This window comes from Labrys sp. (in: a-proteobacteria) (assembly GCF_047605565.1).
Classification (GTDB): Bacteria; Pseudomonadota; Alphaproteobacteria; order Rhizobiales; family Labraceae; genus Labrys; species Labrys neptuniae.
Window position 1 is genome coordinate 107,091 of sequence record NZ_JASGFM010000011.1, and the last position, 23,945, is coordinate 131,035.

The window sequence follows — 23,945 nt, forward strand, 5'->3', positions numbered from 1 at the left end:
CGCCGGCCCGGCTAGCTGGGAATGAGCGGTATCGCCGCACCGAAAGGATAAGGGGCTGCCCGCCCGTCCCCCCTCCCAAAAGATTGAGCCACCCGCTCATTTCGACGGCGGCGATGGGACCGACCTCCCACCGGGCAGGAAGGCCAGCCGTGCCGGCGAGGCGTGGTGGAACGCCAGGCCGCAGGATGCTTCTAGCCGTAAACCGCGGCACGGAGGGCCTCGGGATAGGCACCGCCGACACCGGCGACCGCCGTGTTGGTGAACATCACCACCGAAAGCCTGCGCGCGGGATCCACGAACCAGCTGTGACCATAGACGCCGCCCCATTGCCAGCATCCGGGCGAGCCGGGCAGGCCGGCAATGGCGGGATCGCGCAGAATCGACCAGCCGAGGCTGAAGCCGCAGCCAGGGTCCTCGATGTCGAGATCGGCGACCGCATCCTCGTTCAGAAGGCGCTGGCTCTCCGGCGAGAGGATCGGTGCCCCGCCGCTGCGGACCGCTTCCAGAAAGGTGAGGAAGTCGCCGGCCGTGCCCACCATGCCGGCGCCGCCGGAGGGGAAGGCCGTGGGGTCGAAAGCCCGCTGCGGCGCGAAGGTGAGCCACCAGCCATTGTGGCATACACGCTGGATCTCGCCCATGCGCACGGGCCGGGGCTCGCCATCGGCATAGGCGGTCGCCAGGCGATGGGGCTTGCCGGCCACGAATTCGGTGTCGGCCATGCCGAGCGGCCCGGTGACGCGTTCGGCGACGATCTCGGGCAGGCTCCTGCCGGTAGCCTTCTCCATCAGCCCGCCTAGCACGTCGATCGCCATCGAGTAGCGCCAGGCGCTGCCGGGTGCGAAGGCTAGCGGTTGCGCGGCGATCTTTTCGAGATTCTCCGCCATACCGCGGCCGGGCCGGTCGAGACCGCTGGAGATGTCGGCGGCGTCATCGTAGTCATAGCGCAGGCCGGCCGTGTGGCTGAGGAGATGGCGCACGGTGATCACCGGCTCGCTGCCGTCGGCGAGCTTGGGTCGGAAAGCCGGAAGATGGCGGGTCACAGGGTCGTCGAGCCGGAGCTGCCCGGCCTCGACCAGCGCCAGGGCGGCAGCGGCCACCATCGGCTTGGTCACCGAGGCGAGGCGGAAGATGGTGTCCTCCGCGATCGGCGTGCCCGCCTCGCGATCGGCATGGCCGGCACTGCGGCGATAGACGATCTCGCCCGCCTCGGCCACCAGCACCACGGTGCCGACGATGCGCTCCTCGGCGATGGCGGCGTCGATCACGGCATCGAGGCGCTCCGTACGGGCTTGGTCGAGGGTGGGGGAAGGTTGGCCGTGCATGAGGGAAGCTCCGAAGCGGGATAGTGCCGGACAATCGGCAACAATCCCGCTTCGTACAAGTCCTTTCCGGAGGGCGCTCCGCGGCGGTCACTCCGCGGCGGTCACTTGCCGGCCTGGTCGCTCCAATTGGCGTTCTCGCTCCTGCCGTCGAGGAAGGGCAGGGCGGCTGCCGTGAGCTGCGGCGACAGGAAGATATCGTAGTGGGTCAGGCCCGGCAGGATGGCGAGGCGGTTCTTGGCCATGTGCTCGCGCTGCCAGCCGGCATCACGCAGGCCACCGCCGAGCAGCTGGTAGAATTTGACCACATGCTCGGGACGATACATGTCGCTGTCGCCGAAGATCAGCATCACCGGCATGGTCAGCTTCGGCACGTCGGACGACCAGTCATAGGGCTTGCGCATCAGCGTGCCCATGGCGTCGAGCAGGCGCGGGAATTCGGCCGGATCGGGCGCGACCTTGACATAGGACTGGTACATCGGCGTGGCCTTCATCATCTCGGCCATGCCGGCGCCGACCTGGGCCTGCATCGGCAGCATTTCGGGATAGAAGCCGTCCTGGGCAAAGCCCGCGGAGACCAGCACCAGCCGGCGCACCTTGTCGGGATGCTGGACGGCGAGCTGGAAGGCGACGCCGCCGCCCATGGAATAGCCGAAGACGTCGACCTGGCCGTAGCCGAGCTTGGCGAGGATCTGGCCCATGTCGTCGCCTATGGCCTTGAGGTCTATCGGGCGCGTGCCGAGCGGCGTGCGACCATGGCCCTGGAGATCGACGGCGATGATCTGGCGGTGGGCTGTGAACACCGGCATGACGGGCTGGAACATGTCGATCGAGCCGAGGCCGCCATGCAGCAGGAGGAGCGGTTCGCCGCTGCCCCGTATCTCGTAGTAATAATTCACGCCGCCGGCCTCGACATGGCCGCTCTTGGCCGGGGCCTGGTCGTTCGTCGCTGCCTGCGCAGCCATGGCGGCGCCTGCGGTGGCGGCCAGGCTGCCGGCGCCGATCACCAGGGCGGCCAGCAGGGATTTGAGGATGGAGGCTTTCGGCATGGTTCGTCACTCCTGTCTCGACGGGTGGGGTCGATGGTTCCGATTTCGCCGCGCGAGCCGTTCTTCGCTCGCGAGGTGTCGGGCAGAGGACGCCGGCAGGTGGGCCTGGCCGACATTGGACGAGCGATTTTTTTGCGTCGCGCAGCCGGCCGGCTGGAGAGGAATGCGGGGGGGTGAGTCGATTTGCAAAGGACTGTGGCGATTTTGCTCTATCGAAGGAACGACAAGCGGTGTTATAAATCCGTACAAGATGCTAACTGTATGGCTCTGTTGAATTTTTTGTTTCCGATCCGGTTAAGTGAAATAGCCGGCTCGAAGCAAGGCGAGCGGCTTGGTCAAGACCAAAATTCGTGTGATGCAGGCCGCTGACGCAGGCCGGTGTTTCACGTTGATCTCACGCCGAACGCAGACAGTGCCGCGGGAACGTGCCTGGGCCGGGGAACAAGGTAGGTCGACATGATGGATGATATCGATGACCTCGAGGGCAAGAGCGGAGCGATCGAAGCACCGGTGCTGACCAGCCTGCTGCGCCTCGCCTCGCCCCCCAGCGGTCGTTTCGTGCTCGCCGAGTTTCATTTCGATGGGGACGCCGTCTTGAAGGTGCCTCTCTCGCCCGAGGCCGCCGAGGCCCTGCACACCGCCCTCGGCCTCTGGCTCGCCACCACCGGGGCGCCCCCGCCGGTGCGTCACTAGCGCAGACCCTATTCAGCCTCTCGCGGACTTCGGCGCGCCGGTTGATATCCAGGGCATATCGGCCACCGTCATGCGGGCATTGTGATCTTCTTCCGTGAGGTCGCCTTTGACTCCCCCAACCTCCGGCGCTAAGCAGCCGCGAGCTTTTTGGGAAAAATATCGATCGTGTCCATTCTGTTGCGCCTCGGCACGCGAGGCAGTCCGCTTGCATTGGCGCAGGCCCGGCAGACGCAGGCCCTGCTGGCCGGTCTCCTGGCGATCGCGCCCGAGCGTATCGAGATCCGGGTGATCAAGACCTCCGGCGACATGATCCGTGACCGGCCGCTGTCGGAAGTGGGCGGCAAGGGGCTGTTCACCAAGGAGATCGAGCGGGCGCTGGAAGACGGCGATATCGATATCGGCGTGCACTCGTCCAAGGACATGCCGACCGTGCTGCCCGACGGCCTCATGCTCGCGGGTTTCCTGGAACGCGAGGATGTCCGCGATGCGCTGATCGCGCCCGGCATCGCCTCCTTCGCCGAGTTGCCGCAGGGCGCCGTGGTCGGCACGGCGGCGCTTCGGCGCCAGGCCCAGGTCAAACATCTCAGGCCCGATCTCCAGACCGTTTTGTTCCGCGGCAATGTCGAGACGCGCCTGCGCAAGCTTGCCGAGGGGCAGGCCGATGCCACGCTGCTGGCCGTGGCCGGCCTGAAGCGGCTCGGCCTCATCGCCCATGCAAGCGCCATCCTGTCCGAAGAGGATTTCCTGCCGGCCGTCGGCCAGGGCGCCATCTGCCTGGAAACCCGGGCCGATGATGGCGAGACCAACGGCTATGTCGCCGGCATCGATCACCGCGACACCCATCTCGCCGTGAGGCTGGAGCGGGCCTTCCTCGCCGTGCTGGACGGGTCCTGCCGCACGCCGATCGCCGGCCACGCGGTGGTGGAGGGGGATGCCATCCGCTTCCGCGGCCTCATCCTCAAGCCGGACGGCAGCCAGGTGCACGAGGCCCGGCGCAGCGGTAGCGTCGCCGATGCGGAGGCGCTCGGACGCTCGGCCGGCGAGGAGCTGCGCGCATTGGGCGGCGAAGGATTCTTTGCCGGCTGATTGCCGAAATGGCCCCCCTTGCCGCGCAGACCGCGCGACCGGCGGCTTTTCGGCGGAGGGATGATCATGGCGCGCATACTCGTCACCCGGCCGATCGAGGAGGCAAGGCAGACGGCGCAGGCCCTTGCGCTTCTGGGCCATGAGCCGGTGATCGAGCCGATGCTGGAGATCGTGTTCGGCGGCGATGCCTTGCCGGCGGGGCGCTTCGATGCCCTCATCGTCACCAGCGGCAATGCCCTGGCAGCCCTTTACGAGAGGCCGGAGTTCCATGGGCTGACCGCAACGCCGCTGATCGCGGTGGGGCGTCGCACCGGGGCCGTCGCCCGCGCCATGGGCTTTGAGGATGTCGAGACCTTCGGGCGCGACGTCGCCAGCCTGATCTCCCATGTCCGGCAGGCCTGGCGTGAACCGCATCGGGCTCTCTATCTGGCCGGGGCCGACCGCACTGGCGATCTCGTCGGGGCGTTGGGGGGAATGGGGCACCGCATCGACCTTGCCGTCGTCTACACCGCGCACCAGGCGGCGCGATTCCGGCCCGAGATCGCGGCCGCGCTGGCTCAGGGCAAGCTCGATGGCGTGCTGCATTATTCCGCGCGCACGGCGGAGGCCTTCATCGCCTGCGCCGGTGGCGCCGAGGCTGTGGCGCGCCTGCCGGTGCGGCATCTGTGTCTGTCGCGCAAGGTGGCCGAAGTGATATCGGCCACCGGTGCCGCCGGGGTCGTCTTTCCGGCGCGTCCGGAGGAGGATGCGCTGCTGGCGTTGATCTGAGCGCTTCCCAGGCTCGCGCGCTGGAGTAAGCTGCGATCAGCGGCCCTGGCTCGAATGGAGGTGCTCGGGCAGGATTTCCGGCGGAATCGGGCTTTCGAAGGGCCGGCCACCGGTGCGCCGCTTGAGTTCCGCCTTCGCCCTGGCGATCAGGTCCGGCTTGCTCAGGCAGTCGGCCGCCGTGCTGGCAAGCGCCTTCGCGGCCGCGACCATGCCCTTGTGGGCTGCCGGTTCCAGGCCCTGCGTCACCAATTGCCAGCTGTGGAACGGGGTGCCGATCGCAAAGCAGGCGGTGTGGCACTGTACCGTCGGCGCAATCCAGCTGACATCGCCGACATCCGTGCTGCCCATCTGCACGCTGGCATGCCTGGCCAGGGGCAGGATGCCTTCGTGCAGGCTGTGGGCGGCCAGGGTGGGATCATGCGAGGCCACGCTGGCCGCGATGTCCTCGTCCGACAGGCTGGCCCGGCGCAGCCGGTCGGCGAAATCGCGGTCGTCGCCGTCGAAAGTCGGGGCGCCGATGCGGACCATATTGTCGTGCATGGCTTCGAGCAGGGTCTCGTTGGGCACCAGATTGAGCCCGGCATCGGTCACCTGGTAACGGACTTGCGTCTCGGTCATCAGAGCGGCGCCCTCGGCCGCCTTCCTGACCCGTTCGAACAGGCGCTTGGTCTCCGCGATATCGGGCGAGCGCACCAGGTAGAGCACCTCGGCATTGGCCTGTACAACATTGGGCGCGATGCCGCCGCTATTGGTGACGGCGTAGTGGATGCGTGCCTCTGCCGGCATATGTTCGCGCATATAATTGACGGCGATGTTCATCAGCTCCACTGCGTCCAGCGCCGAGCGGCCGAGATGCGGGCTGGCCGCCGCATGCGAGGCGCGGCCGGCGAAGCGGAAATAGCATTGGACGAAGGCGAGGCTGGAAGCGGCTACCACCTCGTTGACGACGTTCGGGTGCCAGCAGAAGGCGACGTCGACATCGTCGAACACGCCGGCTCGCGCCATGAAGCTCTTGCCCGAGCCGCTCTCCTCGGCAGGGCAGCCATAATAGCGCACGCGGCCCTCGATGCCTGCCGCGGCCAGCGCATCCTTCAAGGCCACCGCGGCCAAAGCGGCGCCGGCACCAAGGAGGTTGTGGCCGCAGCCATGGCCGGGACCGCCGCGCTGCAGCGGTTCGGCTTTCTCGACGCCGCTGGCCTGGGACAGATCTGGCAGGGCGTCATACTCGCCCAGAAAGGCCAGCACCGGGCCGCCCTCGCCATATTCGGCCATGAAGGCGGTCTCGATGCCGCCTGCCTTGCGTGTGATGCGGAAGCCCTCTGCCGCCAGGGCCGCGACATGCTCCTCGCAGGATCGATGCTCCTCGAAAGCAAGCTCGGGCATATGCCAGATGCGGTCGCTCAAGGCGCAGAAGGATTGCGCCTTGGCGTCGACACGCTCGATGATGTGCTGGAGCGTCAGACGGTCATTCTGCGTCATCTCTGCGCTTCTTCCCTGTCGTGGCGGTTGAGCCGCCAATTGTCTTCGATGGCCGCGATTCCGGCGGCCACAGGCTAGAGGCTGTCATGGGCCGTGGATAGGGTTTTGACATGAGCGATTTTGGTCGAGGAGAAGGCGTTTCGCGTCCGCTCCCTACGCCGGTCGCTGTCCAGCGCACTTCGGTTCGGGCAAATTGGCTTGTCGGGTTTTCATGCTATAGGCTGGGCCTGTTGGGGGTCTCCATGGGGGTCGCATGGCACGGGAAGACAGCACGCAAGGCAGGCCAAAAAAGCAGAAAAGCGCAGGTCTCGGTCCCGCGACGTTGGATTTGAACGCCACGGAAGTCGTCGAATCGCCCGCAGCGTCGACAGCGCCGCCGACTGAGGCCGCTGGCGAGGAAACATCCGCCTCCAGTCCCGAATCCGCCGCCGAGACACAGTCTGCCGCCGGCGAGGCTGCGAAGACCGAGGACACCGGTCCTGGCGCCGCGGCAGAGGCCGGGGAGGCGGCGGGTTCGACCATCTGGACGCGGCCGTCGGGCGATGGCGAACAGGCCAGCGGCGATACGCCGCGCACCGAGACGGTCGCCGAACCGGAGGCGGCCGCTCCTCCGCCCCGCTCCGATCCCGAATTCACGCCTCCGCCTCCTTCCCCGCCGCCCCGGTCGGGCTTGTCGACCCTCGCTGCGGCGCTGGCCGGCGGCATCGCCGGTGGCGTGCTGGTGCTGCTGGCTGGCGCCCTTGGCCTCGTCCCGCTCGGCAAGGGCGGCGGCGATGACGGGCTGGCTTCCCGGCTCGCGATAGCCGAGCAGGAAGCCGCCGGCGCCAAGAAGACCGCGGATGGGGTCCTCGACCGTCTCGCTGCCCTCGAAACCGGCGTCAAGACGACTCAGGAAGCGGCGAACAATGCCCTCTCTCTCGCAGGTGAGGCTCAGAAGGCTGCGAGCGCCGCCGGCTCGTCGACACCGGCAGCTCCCTCGCCCGGTCCCGACATTTCCGGCCTGACCGAGCGCCTCGCCAAGGCCGAAGGCGAGATTGCCACGCTCGGCGACGGCCTGCGCCAGGTCGGCACGGCGGCCAACGGCCTCTCGCAGGAAGTCGCGCAGGTCAAGCAGACGGTGAGCGCGACGCCGGACAAGGCGGCCGCCTATGCCGTCGCGCTCGGCCAGCTCAGCGAGGCCATCCGCAGCGGCAAGCCCTTCGCCAATGAATTGCAGACGGCCAGCGGTCTCGGCGGCGATGCCGGAGCCCTGGCGCCGCTGGCAAGCCTCGCCGCGGCGGGCGTGCCGTCGGTCGATGCCTTGGCTACCAGCTATGACGCGCTGAAGCCGCAGATCGAGGCCGCGCTCACGCCCAAGCCCGAACCGCTGTCGCCCGATGCCGGCGTGATGGACCGCATCACCGCCAGCCTCGGCAACATCGTCACGGTCACGCGCGAAGGCGAAGGCGGCGATGGCGATCCGGTCGCCTCGGCCGAAAAGGTCTCGAAGGCCCTGCACAAGGGTGACCTGCCGGCGGCCATCACCGCCTTCAAGGCGATGCCGGAGGCAGGCCAGCAGGCCGGCGCCGCCTGGCTCACCCAGGCCACGGGAGCCGCCGAAGCCCTGGCCTTGATCAAGGCGCAGACCGGCGCCGCCCTGCAGAAATTCTCTCAACCGTGAGGCGTCGATGATCCGGGCTCTCGTTACCGTTCTCGTTCTCGCTCTCGCGGCCTACGGGCTCTATCTGCTGGCCGGCCGGCCGGGCGATGTCGCCCTGACCGTCGGGCTGACAACCTATAAGGTGAAGCTGGTCTGGGCCGCCGTCGCCGTGCTGGTGCTGGTCGGCGTCCTGATGGCCGTTATCGGTTTCCTGCGCTGGCTTCTGCGTTCGCCTGCCAATGTCGCCGGCTTTTTCCGCACCCGCCGCCGCTCCAAGGGCTTCAATGCCGTGACGCAGGGCATGATCGCCGTTGGTTCCGGCGATGTCCGCCGCGCCCAGCGCCAGGCCTCCGATGCCGAGCGTATCCTCGGCTCCGAGCCGCTGGCCCTGCTCCTGCGGGCGCAGGCCTCGCAGCTTTCGGGCGATCGCGCCGGCGCCGAGGCCGCCTTCCGGGCCATGCTCTCGGAAGCCGAGACCAAGCCGCTCGGCTTGCGCGGCCTGTTCGTCGAGGCCCGGCGCCGCGGCGATGCCCGTGCCGCCCGCCAGCTCGCCGCCGAAGCGGTGAAGACCTCGCCGACCCTGCCCTGGGCCGGCACGGCCCTGCTCGAATTCCAGTCGATCGAGAAGGACTGGAGCGGCGCGCTCTCGACCCTGGCCCGCAATGCCAATCATCGCCTGGTCGACAAGGAGACGGCCAAGCGCCACCGCGCCGTGCTGCTCACCGCCCAGGCGATCGAGCAGGCCGAGCGCGACCGCGCCGGCGCCAAGGCCAGCGTGCTCGAGGCCCTCAAGCTTGCCCCGGGCCTGGTGCCCGCCGCCGTGCTGGCAGCCAAGCTGCTTTCGGAGGGCAACGATATCCGCAAGGCTTCCAAGGTACTGGAGACGGCCTGGCGCCTGCAGCCCCATCCGGACATCGCCGAAGCCTACACCAATGTCCGGCTCGGCGATTCCGCCCGTGATCGCTATGCCCGCGTCCAGACCCTCGCCGCCCAGATGGCCGGCAATCCGGAGGCCGCGATCGCGTTGGCCCGGGCCGCCCTGTCCGCCCGCGATTTTGCGGTTGCCCGCTCGGCGCTGTCGCCGCTCCTGGCATCGGGCGCCACCGAGCGCGTCTGCCTGTTGATGGCCGACATCGAGGAGGCCGAGCACGGCGCCACCGGCAAGGTGCGCGAATGGCTGTCGCGTGCCGTACGCGCGCCGCGCGATCCGGCCTGGACCGCCGACGGGATGGTCTCCGATGTCTGGCTGCCGGTCTCGCCCGTCACCGGCCGGATCGATGCCTTCGAGTGGAAGACGCCGGTCGAGCGCCTCGGCGCGCCAGTGGTCTCCTATGCCGACGACGTCCTGGCCGATGTCGACGAACCCGAGCAGCCCAAGCTGGTCGAAGCACGCGCCAAGCCGGTCGAGCCGCCGCCACCAGTGGTGGAGAAGCTGGTGGAACCGGTCGCCGCTGTGCCGCCGGCACCCGTCGAGCCCGCCAAGGTCGAACCGGCGAAGGTCGAGCCTGCCAAGATCGAGCATTCTAAGATCGAGGTACTGGCGCCCGAGCCCGCCAAGCCCGAGCCGCTGAAGCCGCCGCCGCGCCGTCCGCCGCCGCCCATGCCGGTGGTGCCGTCCCATCCGGTGCCGGATGATCCCGGCACGGGGGAGGAAGAGCCGAGCCGGGTGGTGCGTTTCCCGATCAACGGCTGATAGCGGGGACTATCGGCACCGTCGGAATCGGGCATCGCAATGCGCGGGCGCACGGACAGCGCGCCCGCAATGTCGTAGAGTTTTCCCTGCTGCGCATCGTCGTCCGGAGGGCCGCATGAGACGTCATTTCCCGATGCGTGTTCTGTTGGCACCGGTTGCCCTCGCCTTGATGGCAGGTGCGGCATCTCCTGCCCTGGCGGCAGGCTCGGCCCCCGACGAGGCCTTCCAGCGCCAGGTCTTCGGCCGCGTCATCGGCAGGGACAGGATCCATGCCTGCTACAGGCGGGCCTATGACGCGGCGCATCTGGGCAGCCACCCACAGCAGAATGTGCGCACCATGACGCTGCTGGTCACGGGTTCGGCGGAAGAGGGGGGCGATCCCGGTTATACGCTCGGACTGGGCGTCACCTTCCGCAAGGCCGGCACGCATTTCGAGACGTTCGGGGGCTGTGGCGCGATCGGCTCCGCCACCTTGCCGACGGCCAAGGCGAATGTGGCCCATTGCAGTGTCGATTGCGACGGCGGCGCCATTGACGTGCGGCTCAAGAACGACAAATCCGTCCTGGTCGCCATTCCCGACGGCGCGCGCATCTGGAAGGCCGGCAGCGACAGCGAGGACAGCGATGAACGCAAGCGCTTCGGAGCGGACGACAAGCTGTTCCGGCTCGACCGCACCGCGCTGACCGATTGCCTGTCCCTGGTCGGTGACGAAGACGAGAAGGCGATGTTGCGCCGGGGCCAATGAGCCGCTTCGACGAAAACAGCGCGGACATCCTGTCCGCCAATCCTTGCCCCAAACACAGTTGTTGTTGAGGAAAGGGAGAACGGAGGAAGTCCGCGCTCCGCAGGAGGTCCGGATGGATCGCAGAACAGCCGTGAGGGCCATGCTGGCGAGCGGCCCGGCCATTCTGGTTGCCGGCGCCGGCGGTTCGCTTGCGGCCGAGGCCAGGCCCGTGCCGCGCATTGCCTATCACCTCGCCGATCTGGAGAAGGCCGGCTTCGTGCTCGGCAATCTGCGCAACCATGTCGACGGCATGGGCGGTCCCGAGGGCGTGAAACTGGCCGTGGTGGTGCATGGCCCGGCCTTGCGGGCCTTCCGGGCGGATAGTGGCAACGAGGATTTCAAGGCGCGCTTCGGCCGACTCGTGCAGGAGGGCGTTGCCTTTCATGCCTGCCGGCACACGATGGACGGCATGAAGCTCGGCCTTTCCGACCTGCTGCCCGGTTTTGCGGTGGCGGAGAAGGGCGGCGTGGTGCTGCTGGCCGAGCTCCAAAGCGAGGGCTGGCTCTATTTGCGGCCATAGCTCGGCGGCGAGGGGGAGCCGGCCTGCTGTGAGTCGCCCTGCAGCCGCAGCCGCGGTATTTCATAGCGGGCCAGCTTGGCGATATCGGCGGGGCGCTCGGTCTTCAGCCGGGCCAGGAAGGCCTTGGCGGCCGCATTGCCATAGGCGCGGCGGCTGATCGCGAACAGCATGACGCCATCGCCACGCGGCACGTAGCGATAGGCGTTCCACTCCACCGTGAACTCGCCCCAGGGGTTCTTCTGGCTGATCAGGAAGTCGAGCAGGATCTCGCCGGTCGGCGCGTTGCGGATCAGGGCCATCTGCACCAGCGGATCCTTGCCCTTGCGCTGGTTGAGCGTATCGACCTGCGCCTTGGCGGCACCGGCGACGTCCAGGCCGCCCGCGATCAGTTCCACCAGCACCATCCTGGTGTAGTCGGTCACGGTCTCGTCGGCCGGCAGATATTCCTGCTTGTAATAGGTTGGATTGGGCTGGGCGCTCCAGGCAAGCCTGTACTCTGTGCCGTCGAAGGCCAGCGGGCCGGGCAGGCCGAGGCGATCGACGGCCTCCTGCGCGGCCAGGCCGGCCGGCAATGCCGCCAACGCTGCCACGACTATGATCGCGTGGAAGGCACGGCGGATGGAAGACCGGAGGCCTTCCCTATTTGGAAACGAGCGTTTCCGTATCGTCGTCATCCTGTCCTTTCGGGCCGGTTCGCAAGAATGGCGCCACCCTAGGGGCAAGTCCCTGCCCCTGACAAGAATGGCGATGGACCGGTCCGCCCGATGCGGAAGTTCCAGCCGGCCACAGGTCGGTGAGCCCCGTCCTCTTGACGCTATCGGCAAACTGCCGGATGCAACCAGGAGACGATGTCGAGGTCGCGATGGAAACCTTCGAGTGGATCATTCTGCTGTTGCTGGGTGCCGCCCTGCTGTCGACCCTGGCCCGGCGCCTGGGGGCGCCCTATCCGACCTTCCTCGCCCTTGGCGGCGCCTGCCTCGCCTTCGTGCCCAACAGCCCGGAATGGACGCTGGATCCGCATCTGGCGCTGACCCTGTTCGTGGCGCCCGTGCTGCTGGACGCTGCCTACGACACCTCGCTGCGGGACCTGCGTGACAATTGGGTGCCGGTCGCCAACCTGGTGATCGTCGCCGTCGGTGTCACCACGGTCGCCGTCGCCCTGCTCGCGCGCTGGCTGGTGCCCGGCATGCCCTGGGCCGCGGCGATTGCGCTGGGGGCCATCGTGGCGCCGCCGGATGCGGCCGCCGCCACGGCGATCGTCCGGCAGGTCAAGCTGCCGCATCGCCTGACCAAGATCCTCGAGGGCGAGAGCCTGCTCAACGATGCCAGCGCCCTCCTGATCTATCGCCTCGCCGTGATCGCCATGGTTTCCGGAGGCATCACCCTCGGCAGCCTCGGCCCGGCCTTCTTCATCACGGTGTTCGGCTCGGTCGCCGCGGGTATCGCCATGGGGCTGGCCTTTCCCTATGTGATCGGGCGCTTCGACGATGCGCCGACCGCCCTGATCGTGCAGTTCGCCACCACGTTCGGGGTCTGGATGCTGGCGGAAGCGGTGGGGCTGTCCGGCATCCTCACCATCGTCTGCTACGCCATGACCATCGCCCGGCGGCGCGACGCCCCCATGCCGGCGCGGCTGCGCGTTCCCGTCTATGCGGTATGGGAGACGGTGGTGTTCATGCTGAACGCCTTCGCCTTCGTGCTGATCGGCCTGCAATTGCGTCCGATCTGGGAGCGGCTCGACATGGGACTGCGCCTGCAATATTGCGCCGTCGCCCTGGCCGTGCTGGTCACGGTCATCGTGGTGCGTTTCCTCTGGGTGATGACCTACAACACGGCGGTCCGCTTCAAGATTTCCCGCTATGGCTTCCACCCGCCTCGGCCGATGGCGCGGCCGACGGCACGGGGCGGTATCGTCATTTCCTGGGCCGGCATGCGCGGTATCGTCACCCTGGCCGCTGCCTTCGCTTTGCCGGAGCATCTGGCTGACGGCACGCCGTTTCCCTATCGCGACCTCATCGTGTTCACTGCCTTCTGCGTGGTGTTCGGCACGCTCGTCCTGCAGGGCCTCACGCTCAAGCCGCTGATCCGCTGGATGAATCTGCGCGATGGCGATCCTGTCGGCCAGGAGGTGAAATGGGCCCGTACCGAGGCCTATCGCGCCGCCATCGAGGCGATCAAGGACGACGAGTCCAAGCATGCCAAGCTGCTGTGCAAGGAATATGGGGCGGTGGTGGAGCTGAGCGAGGCGAGCCCGCTGCAGGGCGAGATCGGGGATCTGCCCGGCAATCCGCTCAGACGGCAGGCGATCGCCGCCGCGCGCCTCAAGGCGAACGAACTGCGCCGCGAGGGGGCGATCGGCGACGATGCCTATTACGTGCTGGAGGAAGAGTTCGACTGGGCCGATCTCAGCGCCGGCGCCGCGCGGAGCGCGTGAAGGGCGGTTGCGGCCTTGATGGCATGGCTGATTGCTGAAGACTGCATCAAGGGTGAGGGGCAGCGCAGGGCTCACCGAATAACGGCCATTCAAGCAAGCCACATTCGCTCTATGTCGTCATTTCCCGCCCGGTCACGCTACCCGCAGCTGCGAGGCGGCGTGGGCCACCGTCTCGCGCAGATTCTGCGGGATCCAGTCGCCATGGGCTGCCATGAGCTCGTCGACCAGGGCCCAGATCTCGTCGAGATTGAGCTCGGCGGCGGTGTGCGGATCGAGCATCGCGGCATGATAGACATGGTCGCGATTGCCGGTCAGCAATGCCTCCACCGTGAGGTTCTGGACGTTGATGTTGGTCTGCATCAGGGCGGCGAGCTGGGGAGGCAGCTTGCCGATGCTGACCGGCTGCAGCCCGTTCCTGTCGACCAGACAGGGGACCTCCACCGCGCAATCGGCCGGCAGGTTGGCGATCAAGCCGCGATTTTCGACATTGCCATAGACCACGGCGGGCTTGCCCGTCTCCATGGCATGGATGATGGTCGAGCCATATTCGACGCTGCGCTTGACCTCGAGCGGGACGGAGGCGTCCTGCAGCTGGCTGGAGAGCTCGCCCCATTTCCGGATCTGGTTCTCCGAGCGGGTGATGTATTCGTCGAGCGGAATGTTGTAGCGCTCGACCAGCTTTTCCTGACCCGTCTTGATGTACCAGGGCACATATTCGCAGAAATGCTCGCTGGATTCGGTGACGAAATAGCCGAGCCTGAGGAACATGTCGTAGCGCACCCGGTTCCACTCGGGCACGCGCCCTTCCTCGACCACCTTGCGGATCAGCGGATAGAGATCCTCGCCATTGCGCTCGAACTTCAGATAGAACGCCATGTGGTTGATGCCTGCGCAGGTGTAGTTGATCTCCTCGAGCGGCACGCCGATATCCTCGGCGATCTCGGCCGCCGTGCCCTGCACGCTGTGGCAGAGCCCGACGCTGCGGATCTTGCTCGCCCGGTTCAGCGCCATGACGTTCATCGCCATCGGATTGGCATATTGCAGATGGAAGACGTCCGGGCACAGCCTCTCCATGTCGCGCGCATAGTCGAGCAGCACAGGAATGGTACGCAAAGCCCGCATGATGCCGCCGACGCCGAGCGTGTCGGCGATGGTCTGGCGCAGGCCGTATTTCTTGGGCACCGCGAAGTCCGTCACCGTACCCGGCTTGTAGCCGGCGACCTGGATCATGGTGATGGCATAGTCGGCCCCGTCGAGGGCGCGCGAGCGGTCCGTGGTGGCCTCGATGCGGGCAGGGACCTCGAGAGTCTCGACGATGCGCCGGCCGACGCGCTCGGAGACGGCCAGGCGCTCGGCGTCGATGTCATAGAGGCAGATATGCGCCCCCGCGAGTTCGGGAAAGGAGAGAATGTCACCCATCAGGTTCTTGGCGAAAACGGTGCTGCCGGCACCGATGAAGGTGATCTTGGGGGAAGGCATCAGGGGCTCCTGATCGAGAAGAAAAGGTCGGCGACGGTGGCCGCCGCCGACAGGGGGGGAGGAGGCGGGTCAGAACAGGGCGTTCACGGCATCGTTGGCTTCCTTGAGGACCTTCGCCGCGTCGACGTCGTTGAGGAAGATCTGCTCGAAAGCGGCTTTCATCAGCGAATTGATTTCGGAGGAATGGTCCGTGATCGGGAAATAGAAGGTCTGGTCGGGGGTAGCCTCCTTGAGGAAGGCGGAGACGTCCCAGCCCTTGGTGGTCGAGGCTTGCTGGGAGAGCTTGGCCGCTTCCTCTATGGCCGGGAAGACCACGCCGGAGGCGCCGACGATGCGGGCGCAACTGGGCGAAGCCAGGAACTTCACCCATTGCCAGCTTTCCTCCGGATGCTTGGTGCCGGTCCAGATGCCGTCGGCGAGGCCGTTGAACATGGTCTTGCGACCCATCGGGCCCTTGGGCAGCAGGGCGTAGCCGAGCTTGAACTTGGCGTTGTTGCCGAAGAAGCTGATCAGCCAGGAGCCCTGCGGCGTGAGCGCGGCCTTGCCGGCGACGAACAGGGCCGAGGAATTGTTGCCGACATCCTTTTGCGGGATGGCGAAGCCCTTCTTCAGGCCGAGATCGCGCTGCCAGCCGATGGAGGCGGCCAGCTCCGGTGCATCGTAATGGTAGGAGGTCGCCCACAGGCCATCGACGAATTTGAAGCCGTTGGAGGCGGCGAAATGGGCCCAGGCCGACTGGCCGTAACCGTCGATCTCGGGAAAGACGATGCCATATTGCTTGACGGATTTCGGATCGAATTTGGCCGAGAGGCCGTCATTGCCATTGGCGTCGATGGAGAGCCTGGCCAGGATCTTTTCGAAACTGCCGCCGTCCTTCGGGTTCCAGGTGGCCTCGTTGAGCTCCTCGACACTGACGCCGGCCTTGTCGAGCATGTCCTTGTTGTAGACGATGGCGACCGTGTCCCAATCCTTGGGTAGGCCATAGACGCGGCCATCCTTCGACCACAGGTCGAGCAGGCCCTTGTAGTAGATGTCGGTCGGGACCTTGTCGCGCTTGATGAAATCGGTGATCTCCATCACCTGGTTGTTGGCGACGAATTCGGGATAGCGGCTGAGGTGGTTGGTGAAGACATCCGGCGCCGTGCCGGAGACGAAGCCGGTGGAGAGCGTCGTCCAATAGTCGTTCCAGGCGAGCTGGGTGAGCTTCACCTTGATGTCGGGGTGCTCCTTCTGGAAGGCGTCCGCGCAGGCCTGGTAGGGTGCGAGCTGGTTGTTGTCCCACAGCCAGTAGCTGATCTCGGTCGCGGCTCGTGCCGGCAGGCTCGTTCCCGCCAGCAGCATCGCGCCGAGGCCGAGCTGCAGGCGGCGGGACCCGCGCCCGGGACCCCTCGGATTGCCGGCGGGCCGGCCACGCCGCCCGCAGCACCATGAACGCAGTCGTGACGCGAGAGCTTTCGAGGTGATCGTCAAGGCTTCCTCCCGGATGTGCTCGGCCCGTTATTTCAGGCCGCTGAATTGCAGGGACTCGACCACGCGCCGGCCGAGGATGAGGAGCAGGGCGATGACCGGCAGGATCGACAGGAAGGTCGCGGCCATCAGGCCGGTCCAGTCGGGATTGCCGTTCGGCTGCTGCTGCAGGAAATTGGTGAGGGCGACCGACAGGACGCGCGAGCTTTCATCGCGCCCGATCAGATAGGGCCAGAGGAATTCGTTCCAGCTGTTGATGGCGAGCAGGATGGCGAGCGTAGCGATGGCGCCGCGATGGACCGGCAGCACCACGCTCCAGAAGATGCGCAGCGGCGAGGCGCCGTCGAGGCGGGCGGCATCCTCCAGCTCCGAAGGCGTCGACAGGAAGAACTGGCGCAGGAAGAACACGGCGAAGGGCGTCATCAGCACGAAGGGCGCCACCATGCCGGTCATGGTGTTCAGCCAGCCGAGCTCCTTGATCAGCACGAAATTCGGGATGAACAGCACGATCGCCGGCACCATGGTGGCGGAGATGAAGAGATAGAAGATCACGTCCCGGCCGAAGAAGCGCAGCCTGGCGAAGGCATAGGCGGCCAGCGAGGAAAACAAGATCTGGCCGGTGACGCAGATCGCCGTGAAGACGAGGCTGTTCACGAGGGCCGGCCCGAAATTGATGCGGGCGACGAAACCTCCCTCTTCCGGGCTCAGGCCGAAGATGCGGGTGAAATTCGTGGTCGTCACGCCGTCCGGCAGGGGAGAACCGGCGCTTTCGTAAAGGTTCGGCAATGGCGTGAAAGCCGTCTTGAGGGCGATCCAGAGCGGGAAGAGCGAGCCGATGACGAAGAGCCAGAGCACCAGCCAGGCAAAGGCGCGCCCGAGGTTCCGGCGTGGGGCGACGATGGCCATGGCGCCTACTCCAGGTCCGAGCTGCCGGCCCGCATCACCCGCATCTGGATGAGGGTGACGCCAACGAGCACCAGGAAGAGCAGCACGGACATGGCCGAGGCATAGCCCATCTTGGAGAAGCGGAAGGCGCTCTCATAGATGTACCAGATGATGGTGCTGGTCGAATTGACCGGCCCGCCCCTGGTGGCCACGGCGATGGTGTCGAAGACCTGGAACGAGCCGATCACGCTGGTGACGACGATGAAGACCAGCACGGGGCGCAGCAGCGGCAAGGTGATATGCCGGAACATATGCCATTCGCTGGCACCGTCGATCCTGGCTGCCTCGTAGAGCGAGCGCGGAATCGCCTGCAGCCCGGCATAGAACAGGATCGCGGTCATGCCGGTGTGGCGCCAGACATTGATCGCCGCCACCGAGACCAGGGACAGTCCGGGCGAGGTCAGGAAGGGCTGACGGGATATGCCGATCAGGCCGAGGAAGGCGTTGGTGATGCCCAGGATCGGATCGAGCAGCCACAGGAAGATCAGGGCGGCGACTACGTTGGAGAGAAGATAGGGCGCCACCACCACCGCGCGCAGCGCCACGGATTTCGACAGCCTGTCCATCAGCACGGCGAGGGCGAGGCCGAGCACCGTCTGGACCGGGATGTTGTAGAGGACGTACAGGCAGGTGATCTTGACCGATTGCCAGAAGCGGGGATCGGCGATCAGCCTGGCGTAATTGTCGAGCCCGACGAATTTCGGCGCCCGCATCAGGTTCCAGTCGGTCAGGCTGATCTCGACGGCCCGCAAGGTCGGCAGCAGGTAGAACACCGTGAAGCCGAGGAGGGCGGGGGCGATGAAAAGCCAACCCGTCAGGTTCTCGCGCCAGCGCAGGCTCCTCGCGCTGCGGGCCGGGCGCCGTCTGGCCAGTGATTCGGACTCGCCGATCGATACCAAAGGCGTTGCCTCCCCAGGCTGGTCTCATTTTTCATTCGTTGATGACACGTGTTACTTGTTTACTAACACGTGTTAGTATGATTAATGCAGAGGAAGGGCGCGCTGTCAAGACGGGTGCCCGCAGGCTTGACAGGCTGGGATCGGCACGGCTTGTTGACGGTCTCGGAGGACGGATGGAGCGCATGAAGGTGACGAGCCATGACGTGGCGGAGCGCGCCGGCGTATCCCGCGCCACCGTCTCCATGGTCCTGAATGGTTCGACGGCCGTTTCGATCAGCACCCAGACGCGCGAACGCGTTCTGCGGGCCGCGGCGGAACTTGGTTATCGGCCGAATTCGGCAGCCCGCATGCTGGTGCGGGGCGACACCGAAACGATCGGCCTGGTCGCGACCGACCCGGCGCTCCTGAATGTCGACGGCTTCGTGCCCCAACTCCTCTATGGCATCAGCCGGGTCAATCGCGAGCATGGCTATGGTGTGCTGCTGGAGGTCGTCGACAAGGGTGGGGCCCCCAATATCTATACCGATCTGGTGCGCAGCCGCCGCATCGACGGCATGATCGTGCTCAACCCCGCCAGCAACGACCAGGCCTTGCGCGGGCTGATCGAGGATGGCTATCCCCTGGTGCTGCTCGGCTCCGTCGGCCATCCCAACGAGCATTCGGTCAATTTCTCCAACCGCAGGGCGATCCAGAGCGCCGTCGATCATCTCGTCGGGCTCGGGCACCGGCGCATCGGCCATATCGGCTTCTCCGCCATGGGCAACATCGCCACCGATCGGCGCCTGGCCGCCTATCGCGACAGCCTGGCCAGCCATGGCTTGGAGCCCGAACCCGACCTGGTCGGCTTTGCCCATCACAGTGCGGAGAGCGGTTTTGCGGCGATGAGGGAATTGCTGGCACGGGCGCAGCGGCCACCGACCGCCATTCTTGCCGGCAACGATACGATCGCGCTCGGCATAATGGCGGCGATCGAGGCGGCCGGCCTGCGGGTGCCCGAAGACATCGCCGTCATCGGTTTCGACGATTTGCCGATCGCGGCCTATACCAGGCCGGCCCTCACCACCATCCACAACCCGGCGATCGAACAGGGAGAGGCGGCGGCCCGCATGCTGATCCGGCTGCTTAATCGCGAGGTGATCGAGCGCCCCAGGGTCGTCTTCGGTACGGAACTCGTCATCCGAGCCTCGAGCGGCGGCAGGGTCGGATAGGCATCTTCGCCTGCGCCGGACAGAAAGAGCCCGCTTCGGATGAAGCGGGCGAAGGTGCGGAAATCACGCTTCCGGAGCGTTCTGCCGCCGGGGAGATGCGGCGAGAAGACGGCGCATGCGGTAGGCCTGCCCACGGTGGCGACAGGCCGTCATGACGCGGAAGTTCGGCCCGTCCCGAGGGCGATCGAGCGCTTGCGGGCGAGGCCGATATTGACCGCGATCAGCAACTCCGCCAGCGCGAGGCCGAGCAGGACGACCAGAAAGGTGCTCTTGCCGAAATTGACCAGCATCCAGCCGCCGATGACGGGAAAGCCGAAGACACCGATGAAATAGGAAAGGACGAACCAGGTGAGTGCCGCATGGCGCAACTCCCGCGGGGTGTCGTTGACCGCCCAGGTCTGGATGACCGGATAGACCAGGCCATAGCCGATACCCGTCAGGATGGCGGCGAGAATCTGGAATGCCGGATGGAGGGTGACCCCCAGCATCGCCAGGACCCCGAGCACCATGGCGGCCAGCAGGCCGGTTGCAAGTGCGACTTGCGGCAGCCCGGCCAGGGTACGGGCGAGCAGCAGACGCGCGGCGACGACCGTGACGGCGTAGACGGCGAAGAAAGTCGCCTCGTTCGCGGCCGTATCCCGCACCAGCGTGGACTGGAAGGTCATGAGGCCGGAGAAGACGCAGGCCCCGAGCGCCACCATGATAATAGGGCGTATCGATGCGCCCCGGCCGATGACGGCGATGTCGCGCAGCCAGGGGCGCAGGGCGACGATGCGTGGCTCGCCGGGCGCGAGGGTCCCGAAAATCCAGAGGAGTGCCGATGCGGCCAGACAAGCGAGGCCGACCAGCAGGAACGCCGCCTCGATCGACAGGCCGGCCTGATGGATGGACAGATTGAGAAGGACCGGCCCGCCGCCGATGCCCGCCATCTGGAAGGCGGCGAAGCGCATGAACCAGAAGGCTCGGTCGGCATCGGTGATGCGTTCGGAAAGGGCCATGGGCGCGGCGATATAGAACATGCCCCAACCCAGCCCGATGAGGAAGCCCGAGGCCAGGCCGGGTGTGAAACCGCTTTGCGCGGCCGATGCCGCCAGCAGCAGGAAGCCGGCAGCGACGGCGCAGCAGGCGGCCACGCACATGCGGGCGGCATCGAAGCGGCCGGACAGCCAGCCGACGAGCGGAACGCCGGTGAAGGTGCCGACCATCGCCGCCCCGAGGGTGAGGCCGGTCTCGATGTCGCCGCCGCCATGCGCGCGGTAGTAGGAGGCAAGCAGAAAAGTGGCGCCATAACCGGCGGCGGCCAGCATGGTGCCGGCGAAGAGGAAGGGGGCTGAAGAGGGGCGCATTGCGGTCATCCTTGAAAGTGGATCGACAAAACGCCAAACTTGGACCCTAATCCAGGGCCACTTTAGGATGAAGATGCGAGCCACTTCCGTGTCGGACAGCCAGGCCCGGTCGCTGCGCCGGGAGAGCGCGGCGGCCGGCTTTCTTCCCGCGATCGAAACGCCGTCGCCGATGCCGGCCGTGCGCCAGCTCTTCGTGCAACTGCGCGACGGCATCGTGGCAGGCCGGCTGCAGCCGGGGCATCGGCTGCCCTCGACCCGGACGGCCTCGCGCGAATGGTCCTTGTCGCGCGGCCTGGTCGCGGAGGCCTATGACATGCTGATTGCAGAGGGATACGCCCTTGGCCGGCATGGTTCCGGAACCTATGTCGCCAGCGGCTTGCCGTCGATCCCGACCGGAACAAGCGAGGGGCATCAGGCGGTCGGGGGGAGCGATAGCCGAGCCATTTCGACGGCAGCGAAAATGGCCATGCGCATCGGGACGGCCCTACCCCTGCAGGCTCCCTTCACCACCGGCCGCGTGATCCATGATGCCAGGACAGCGAGCCTGTTGAAGCGGCTCACGCTCCGCCATCTCGACTACACGCATGACGGCTATCGCGAGGCGCAAGGCGAGGCAGCGCTGCGGGAGGCGATAGCCGCTCATCTCATCGCCTCGCGTGGCGTTCGATGCGAACCGGGACAGGTCTTCATCACCTCGGGCACGCAGCAGGCCCTCGACCTTGCCGTTCGTCTCCTGGCCTCGCCGGGGCAGACGGTGCTGGTGGAAGATCCCTGCTACCCGCCGGCGCGACAGGCCTTCGTTTTCAATGGCGCCCGGCTCGCCGGCATACAAGTCGATCGGGACGGGTTGAGCACGCAGCAGCTCAAGGCCTATGACGGTCCCAGGCCGGCGGCCGTCTATGTGACGCCGTCGCATCAATATCCCTCCGGCTCTGCCCTGCCGCTGGCGCGCCGGCTGGAGCTTCTGTCCTTTGCGCAGGAGCGGGGCTGCTGGATCATCGAGGACGATTACGACAGCGAGTTCCGCTATGAGGGCCGGCCGATCACCTCGCTCCAGGGCTTGGATGCCACCGACCGCGTCCTCTATCTCGGCACTTTCAGCAAGGCGCTGCTGCCCGGGATCCGGGTGGGCTATCTCATCGTTCCCCACGATCTCGTCGCCACCTTCAGGGCCGCGCGGCCCATTGTGGATCGCTTCCCGGCGCCGCTGCATCAGCGCGTCGTGGCCGATTTCCTCAACGAAGGATATTTCCCGGCCCATTTACGGCGCCTGCGCGAGCGCTACCGTGCCTCGCGCGACTTTCTGGCCCGCTTGCTGAACGAGCGGCTATCGGAGCATTTGATTGCGCCCGTGCCCGAGCAGGGCATTCACTTCACAGTGCGGAGCACGGGAACCTGGACGGATGATCGCGCGGTAGCACAGGCCGCGCTCCAGGAAGGCGTGGCCGTTCTGCCGGTATCGCCGATGCATATATCAACTGCGGCCGAGTCCGGGCTCCTGCTGGGATTTTCCGGATTGACGGATGAGGAGGCCGATGTCGGGACCAGGAGGCTGTCGCGGGTGTTTGCCCGATTGACGCGATAGCGTATGGCGCGGCTTGACCTAGCGAGCCGCCCTGGTTGCCTGGTAGAGCCGGCGGAAGGCCGCCACCTTTTCGACATAGGCCTGCGTCAGCTCGGGGCGCGGCTCGGCAACATCCAGGATGGGCGGCTTGGTGGCGATGGCTGTGATCGGTTCGCCGCTGGCCGCGGCGCGTGCGAGCCGGGCGGCGCCGAAGGCCGGCCCCTTTTCGCCGCCGCGATAGCGCTTCAGCCTGAGGCCGAGCACATCGGCGAGGATCTGCACCCACAAGGCGCTGCGGGCGCCACCACCGATCACGGCAGCTTCGCTGAGCTCAGTGCCGGCTTCGGCGAGGCAGGCCGCCGCATCGGCGAAGGAATAGGCAACGCCCTCCAGCACGGCGCGAATGAGGTCGGCCTTGCCGGTGCCGCCGGTCATGCCGGTGAACAGGCCGGTTGCCTCCGGATCGTTGTGCGGGGTGCGCTCGCCGGCGAGATAGGGCAGGAACATCACGCGGCCCGGGCCGGACGGCTGGGCGGCAACGTCGGCCAGCAGCTTTTCGATCGGCTCGCCCACCAGCCCTGCGGCCCAGGCGAGGCAGGAGGCGCCGTTGAGCAGGGCGGCCATCTGCACCCAATGACCGGGCACGGCATGGCAGAACGTATGCAGGAACTTGTCGGGCAGCGGACGATAGTCGGTTCCGGGCACGAAGAACTGGCCGGACGTGCCGATGGAAAGGAAAGCGCCGTCGGCAATGGTGCCGATGCCGATGGCGCCTGCCATGGCGTCGCCCGCGCCGCCGGCCACCGGGATGCCTGGCTTGAAGCCGAGCCGGCTGGCGAGCGCCGGGCGCAGCCGGCCGGAGATTTCGGTGCCCTCGATCAGGCGCGGCACCTGGCTGCGCTCGACACCGGTTGCCGCCAGGGCCGCATCGGACCAATCGCGCCTGGCCTGGTCGAGCCACCAGCTTCCCGCCGCGTCCGACATTTCGCTGACATGCTCGCCGGTCAGCCACAGGCGCACGAAATCCTTGGGCAGCAGCACCCGCTTCAGACGGGCGCGCAGTGCCGGTTGGTGGCGGGCGAGCCACAGCAATTTGGGAGCGGTAAAGCCGGGAGCGGCCGGCACGCCGAGCTGCCAGGCGAGTTCGGGGTGCTCGCGGTTGAGTTCGGCTGCCTCGGCTGCGGCACGGCCGTCGTTCCACAACATCACCGGCCCGAGCGGCCGGTCCTCGGCATCGAGGCAGACAGAGCCATGCATCTGGCCCGACAGGCCGATGCCCTCCACGCCGGCCAGCAGAGCCGGCTGTTCGGCCCGCCAGCGCGTCAGGATGGCTTCGATCGCTGCGATCCAGTCATCGGCATTCTGCTCGCTGAGCCCGGGGCCCGGACGCGACAGCGAGAGAGGCTGTTCGCTCTCGGCCAGCACGGTCTCGCGTTCGTCGACGATGACGGCCTTGACGGCCGAAGTTCCGATATCGAGGCCGAGATAGAGCATGGCGATCATCTCAATCTGCTGGGTGCCGCAAGCGGCGCCGAAACAAAGGGTCGTTTGCGCCTTTGCCCGGATCGCGCCG

Annotated in this window: 20 protein-coding genes; 10 read left to right on the top strand and 10 right to left on the bottom strand. The window is 66.9% G+C overall.

What is annotated here, in order from left to right:
• Positions 1-191: 191 nt before the first annotated feature.
• A complete protein-coding gene (locus tag QM672_RS12665) occupies positions 192-1,322 on the bottom strand; it encodes a serine hydrolase domain-containing protein (protein WP_311939000.1) in 1,131 nt (376 codons plus the stop codon).
• A gap of 101 nt (positions 1,323-1,423) precedes the next feature.
• On the bottom strand, positions 1,424-2,368 hold the full coding sequence (locus QM672_RS12670) for an alpha/beta hydrolase (protein ID WP_311939001.1): 945 nt from the start codon (positions 2,366-2,368) through the stop codon (positions 1,424-1,426).
• Between the two features lie 456 nt (positions 2,369-2,824).
• On the opposite strand from QM672_RS12670, the gene QM672_RS12675 reads away from it, so the two are divergent.
• From QM672_RS12675 to QM672_RS12685, 3 genes are all read left to right on the top strand, one after another.
• Positions 2,825-3,061 (top strand): hypothetical protein, encoded by a 237-nt coding sequence (locus QM672_RS12675; RefSeq protein WP_311939003.1) that lies wholly within the window; start codon positions 2,825-2,827, stop codon positions 3,059-3,061.
• A 162-nt stretch (positions 3,062-3,223) separates the two neighbouring features.
• On the top strand, positions 3,224-4,147 hold the full coding sequence (hemC, locus tag QM672_RS12680; RefSeq protein ID WP_311939174.1) for a hydroxymethylbilane synthase: 924 nt from the start codon (positions 3,224-3,226) through the stop codon (positions 4,145-4,147).
• Between the two features lie 66 nt (positions 4,148-4,213).
• Positions 4,214-4,915, top strand: a complete 702-nt coding sequence (locus tag QM672_RS12685) for a uroporphyrinogen-III synthase (RefSeq protein WP_415082965.1) — start codon at positions 4,214-4,216, stop codon at positions 4,913-4,915.
• A 36-nt stretch (positions 4,916-4,951) separates the two neighbouring features.
• Here QM672_RS12685 and QM672_RS12690 read toward each other — a convergent pair whose 3' ends face one another.
• A complete protein-coding gene (locus QM672_RS12690) occupies positions 4,952-6,394 on the bottom strand; it encodes an amidohydrolase (protein WP_415082967.1) in 1,443 nt (480 codons plus the stop codon).
• Between the two features lie 328 nt (positions 6,395-6,722).
• Here QM672_RS12690 and QM672_RS12695 point away from each other — a divergent pair, with 328 nt between their 5' ends.
• The 4 genes from QM672_RS12695 to QM672_RS12710 all read left to right on the top strand — a co-directional run bounded on the left by QM672_RS12695 (position 6,723) and on the right by QM672_RS12710 (position 11,030).
• Entirely contained in the window at positions 6,723-8,054 is a 1,332-nt protein-coding gene (locus QM672_RS12695) for a COG4223 family protein (protein ID WP_415082969.1), read from the top strand.
• Between the two features lie 7 nt (positions 8,055-8,061).
• A complete protein-coding gene (locus tag QM672_RS12700) occupies positions 8,062-9,726 on the top strand; it encodes a heme biosynthesis protein HemY (RefSeq protein WP_415082971.1) in 1,665 nt (554 codons plus the stop codon).
• A gap of 115 nt (positions 9,727-9,841) precedes the next feature.
• Positions 9,842-10,471: a hypothetical protein gene (locus tag QM672_RS12705; protein ID WP_415082973.1), complete on the top strand. Its 630-nt coding sequence runs from the start codon at positions 9,842-9,844 to the stop codon at positions 10,469-10,471.
• Between the two features lie 112 nt (positions 10,472-10,583).
• Positions 10,584-11,030, top strand: a complete 447-nt coding sequence (locus QM672_RS12710; protein WP_311939013.1) for a DsrE family protein — start codon at positions 10,584-10,586, stop codon at positions 11,028-11,030.
• On the opposite strand, the gene QM672_RS12715 is transcribed toward QM672_RS12710, so the two are convergent.
• Positions 11,015-11,620, bottom strand: a complete 606-nt coding sequence (locus tag QM672_RS12715) for a hypothetical protein (RefSeq protein WP_415082975.1) — start codon at positions 11,618-11,620, stop codon at positions 11,015-11,017. The two genes, QM672_RS12710 and QM672_RS12715, sit on opposite strands and share 16 nt — an antisense overlap.
• Before the next feature lie 272 nt (positions 11,621-11,892).
• On the opposite strand from QM672_RS12715, the gene QM672_RS12720 reads away from it, so the two are divergent.
• On the top strand, positions 11,893-13,464 hold the full coding sequence (locus QM672_RS12720) for a Na+/H+ antiporter (RefSeq protein ID WP_311939017.1): 1,572 nt from the start codon (positions 11,893-11,895) through the stop codon (positions 13,462-13,464).
• 132 nt (positions 13,465-13,596) lie between these two features.
• Here QM672_RS12720 and QM672_RS12725 read toward each other — a convergent pair whose 3' ends face one another.
• From QM672_RS12725 to QM672_RS12740, 4 genes are all read right to left on the bottom strand, one after another.
• The gene (locus QM672_RS12725; protein WP_415082977.1) at positions 13,597-14,943 is read right to left on the bottom strand and encodes an alpha-glucosidase/alpha-galactosidase; all 1,347 of its coding nucleotides are present in this window, start codon (positions 14,941-14,943) and stop codon (positions 13,597-13,599) included.
• Between the two features lie 69 nt (positions 14,944-15,012).
• Entirely contained in the window at positions 15,013-16,413 is a 1,401-nt protein-coding gene (locus QM672_RS12730; RefSeq protein WP_415082979.1) for an ABC transporter substrate-binding protein, read from the bottom strand.
• A gap of 27 nt (positions 16,414-16,440) precedes the next feature.
• Positions 16,441-17,316 (bottom strand): carbohydrate ABC transporter permease, encoded by an 876-nt coding sequence (locus tag QM672_RS12735; protein ID WP_311939022.1) that lies wholly within the window; start codon positions 17,314-17,316, stop codon positions 16,441-16,443.
• A gap of 5 nt (positions 17,317-17,321) precedes the next feature.
• On the bottom strand, positions 17,322-18,254 hold the full coding sequence (locus QM672_RS12740; protein ID WP_415082981.1) for a carbohydrate ABC transporter permease: 933 nt from the start codon (positions 18,252-18,254) through the stop codon (positions 17,322-17,324).
• 182 nt (positions 18,255-18,436) lie between these two features.
• On the opposite strand from QM672_RS12740, the gene QM672_RS12745 reads away from it, so the two are divergent.
• On the top strand, positions 18,437-19,462 hold the full coding sequence (locus tag QM672_RS12745) for a LacI family DNA-binding transcriptional regulator (protein WP_415082983.1): 1,026 nt from the start codon (positions 18,437-18,439) through the stop codon (positions 19,460-19,462).
• Between the two features lie 149 nt (positions 19,463-19,611).
• Here the strand turns inward: QM672_RS12745 and QM672_RS12750 are convergent, their stop codons facing one another.
• The gene (locus QM672_RS12750; protein WP_367623766.1) at positions 19,612-20,808 is read right to left on the bottom strand and encodes an MFS transporter; all 1,197 of its coding nucleotides are present in this window, start codon (positions 20,806-20,808) and stop codon (positions 19,612-19,614) included.
• A 73-nt stretch (positions 20,809-20,881) separates the two neighbouring features.
• On the opposite strand from QM672_RS12750, the gene QM672_RS12755 reads away from it, so the two are divergent.
• Positions 20,882-22,393: a PLP-dependent aminotransferase family protein gene (locus tag QM672_RS12755; protein ID WP_415082985.1), complete on the top strand. Its 1,512-nt coding sequence runs from the start codon at positions 20,882-20,884 to the stop codon at positions 22,391-22,393.
• An 18-nt stretch (positions 22,394-22,411) separates the two neighbouring features.
• On the opposite strand, the gene xylB is transcribed toward QM672_RS12755, so the two are convergent.
• Positions 22,412-23,875, bottom strand: a complete 1,464-nt coding sequence (xylB, locus tag QM672_RS12760; RefSeq protein ID WP_367623768.1) for a xylulokinase — start codon at positions 23,873-23,875, stop codon at positions 22,412-22,414.
• Positions 23,876-23,945 lie beyond the last annotated feature (70 nt).

Excerpts from the sequence above, each read along its gene's own strand:
- QM672_RS12665 (WP_311939000.1), bottom strand. The coding sequence starts at position 1,322 with ATGCACGGCCAACCTTCCCCCACCCTCGACCAAGCCCGTACGGAGCGC.
- QM672_RS12670 (WP_311939001.1), bottom strand. The coding sequence starts at position 2,368 with ATGCCGAAAGCCTCCATCCTCAAATCCCTGCTGGCCGCCCTGGTGATC.
- QM672_RS12675 (WP_311939003.1), top strand. The coding sequence starts at position 2,825 with ATGATGGATGATATCGATGACCTCGAGGGCAAGAGCGGAGCGATCGAA.
- QM672_RS12685 (WP_415082965.1), top strand. The coding sequence starts at position 4,214 with ATGGCGCGCATACTCGTCACCCGGCCGATCGAGGAGGCAAGGCAGACG.
- QM672_RS12690 (WP_415082967.1), bottom strand. The coding sequence starts at position 6,394 with ATGACGCAGAATGACCGTCTGACGCTCCAGCACATCATCGAGCGTGTC.
- QM672_RS12700 (WP_415082971.1), top strand. The coding sequence starts at position 8,062 with ATGATCCGGGCTCTCGTTACCGTTCTCGTTCTCGCTCTCGCGGCCTAC.
- QM672_RS12705 (WP_415082973.1), top strand. The coding sequence starts at position 9,842 with ATGAGACGTCATTTCCCGATGCGTGTTCTGTTGGCACCGGTTGCCCTC.
- QM672_RS12710 (WP_311939013.1), top strand. The coding sequence starts at position 10,584 with ATGGATCGCAGAACAGCCGTGAGGGCCATGCTGGCGAGCGGCCCGGCC.
- QM672_RS12720 (WP_311939017.1), top strand. The coding sequence starts at position 11,893 with ATGGAAACCTTCGAGTGGATCATTCTGCTGTTGCTGGGTGCCGCCCTG.
- QM672_RS12725 (WP_415082977.1), bottom strand. The coding sequence starts at position 14,943 with ATGCCTTCCCCCAAGATCACCTTCATCGGTGCCGGCAGCACCGTTTTC.
- QM672_RS12735 (WP_311939022.1), bottom strand. The coding sequence starts at position 17,316 with ATGGCCATCGTCGCCCCACGCCGGAACCTCGGGCGCGCCTTTGCCTGG.
- QM672_RS12745 (WP_415082983.1), top strand. The coding sequence starts at position 18,437 with ATGAAGGTGACGAGCCATGACGTGGCGGAGCGCGCCGGCGTATCCCGC.
- QM672_RS12750 (WP_367623766.1), bottom strand. The coding sequence starts at position 20,808 with ATGCGCCCCTCTTCAGCCCCCTTCCTCTTCGCCGGCACCATGCTGGCC.
- QM672_RS12755 (WP_415082985.1), top strand. The coding sequence starts at position 20,882 with ATGCGAGCCACTTCCGTGTCGGACAGCCAGGCCCGGTCGCTGCGCCGG.
- xylB (WP_367623768.1), bottom strand. The coding sequence starts at position 23,875 with ATGATCGCCATGCTCTATCTCGGCCTCGATATCGGAACTTCGGCCGTC.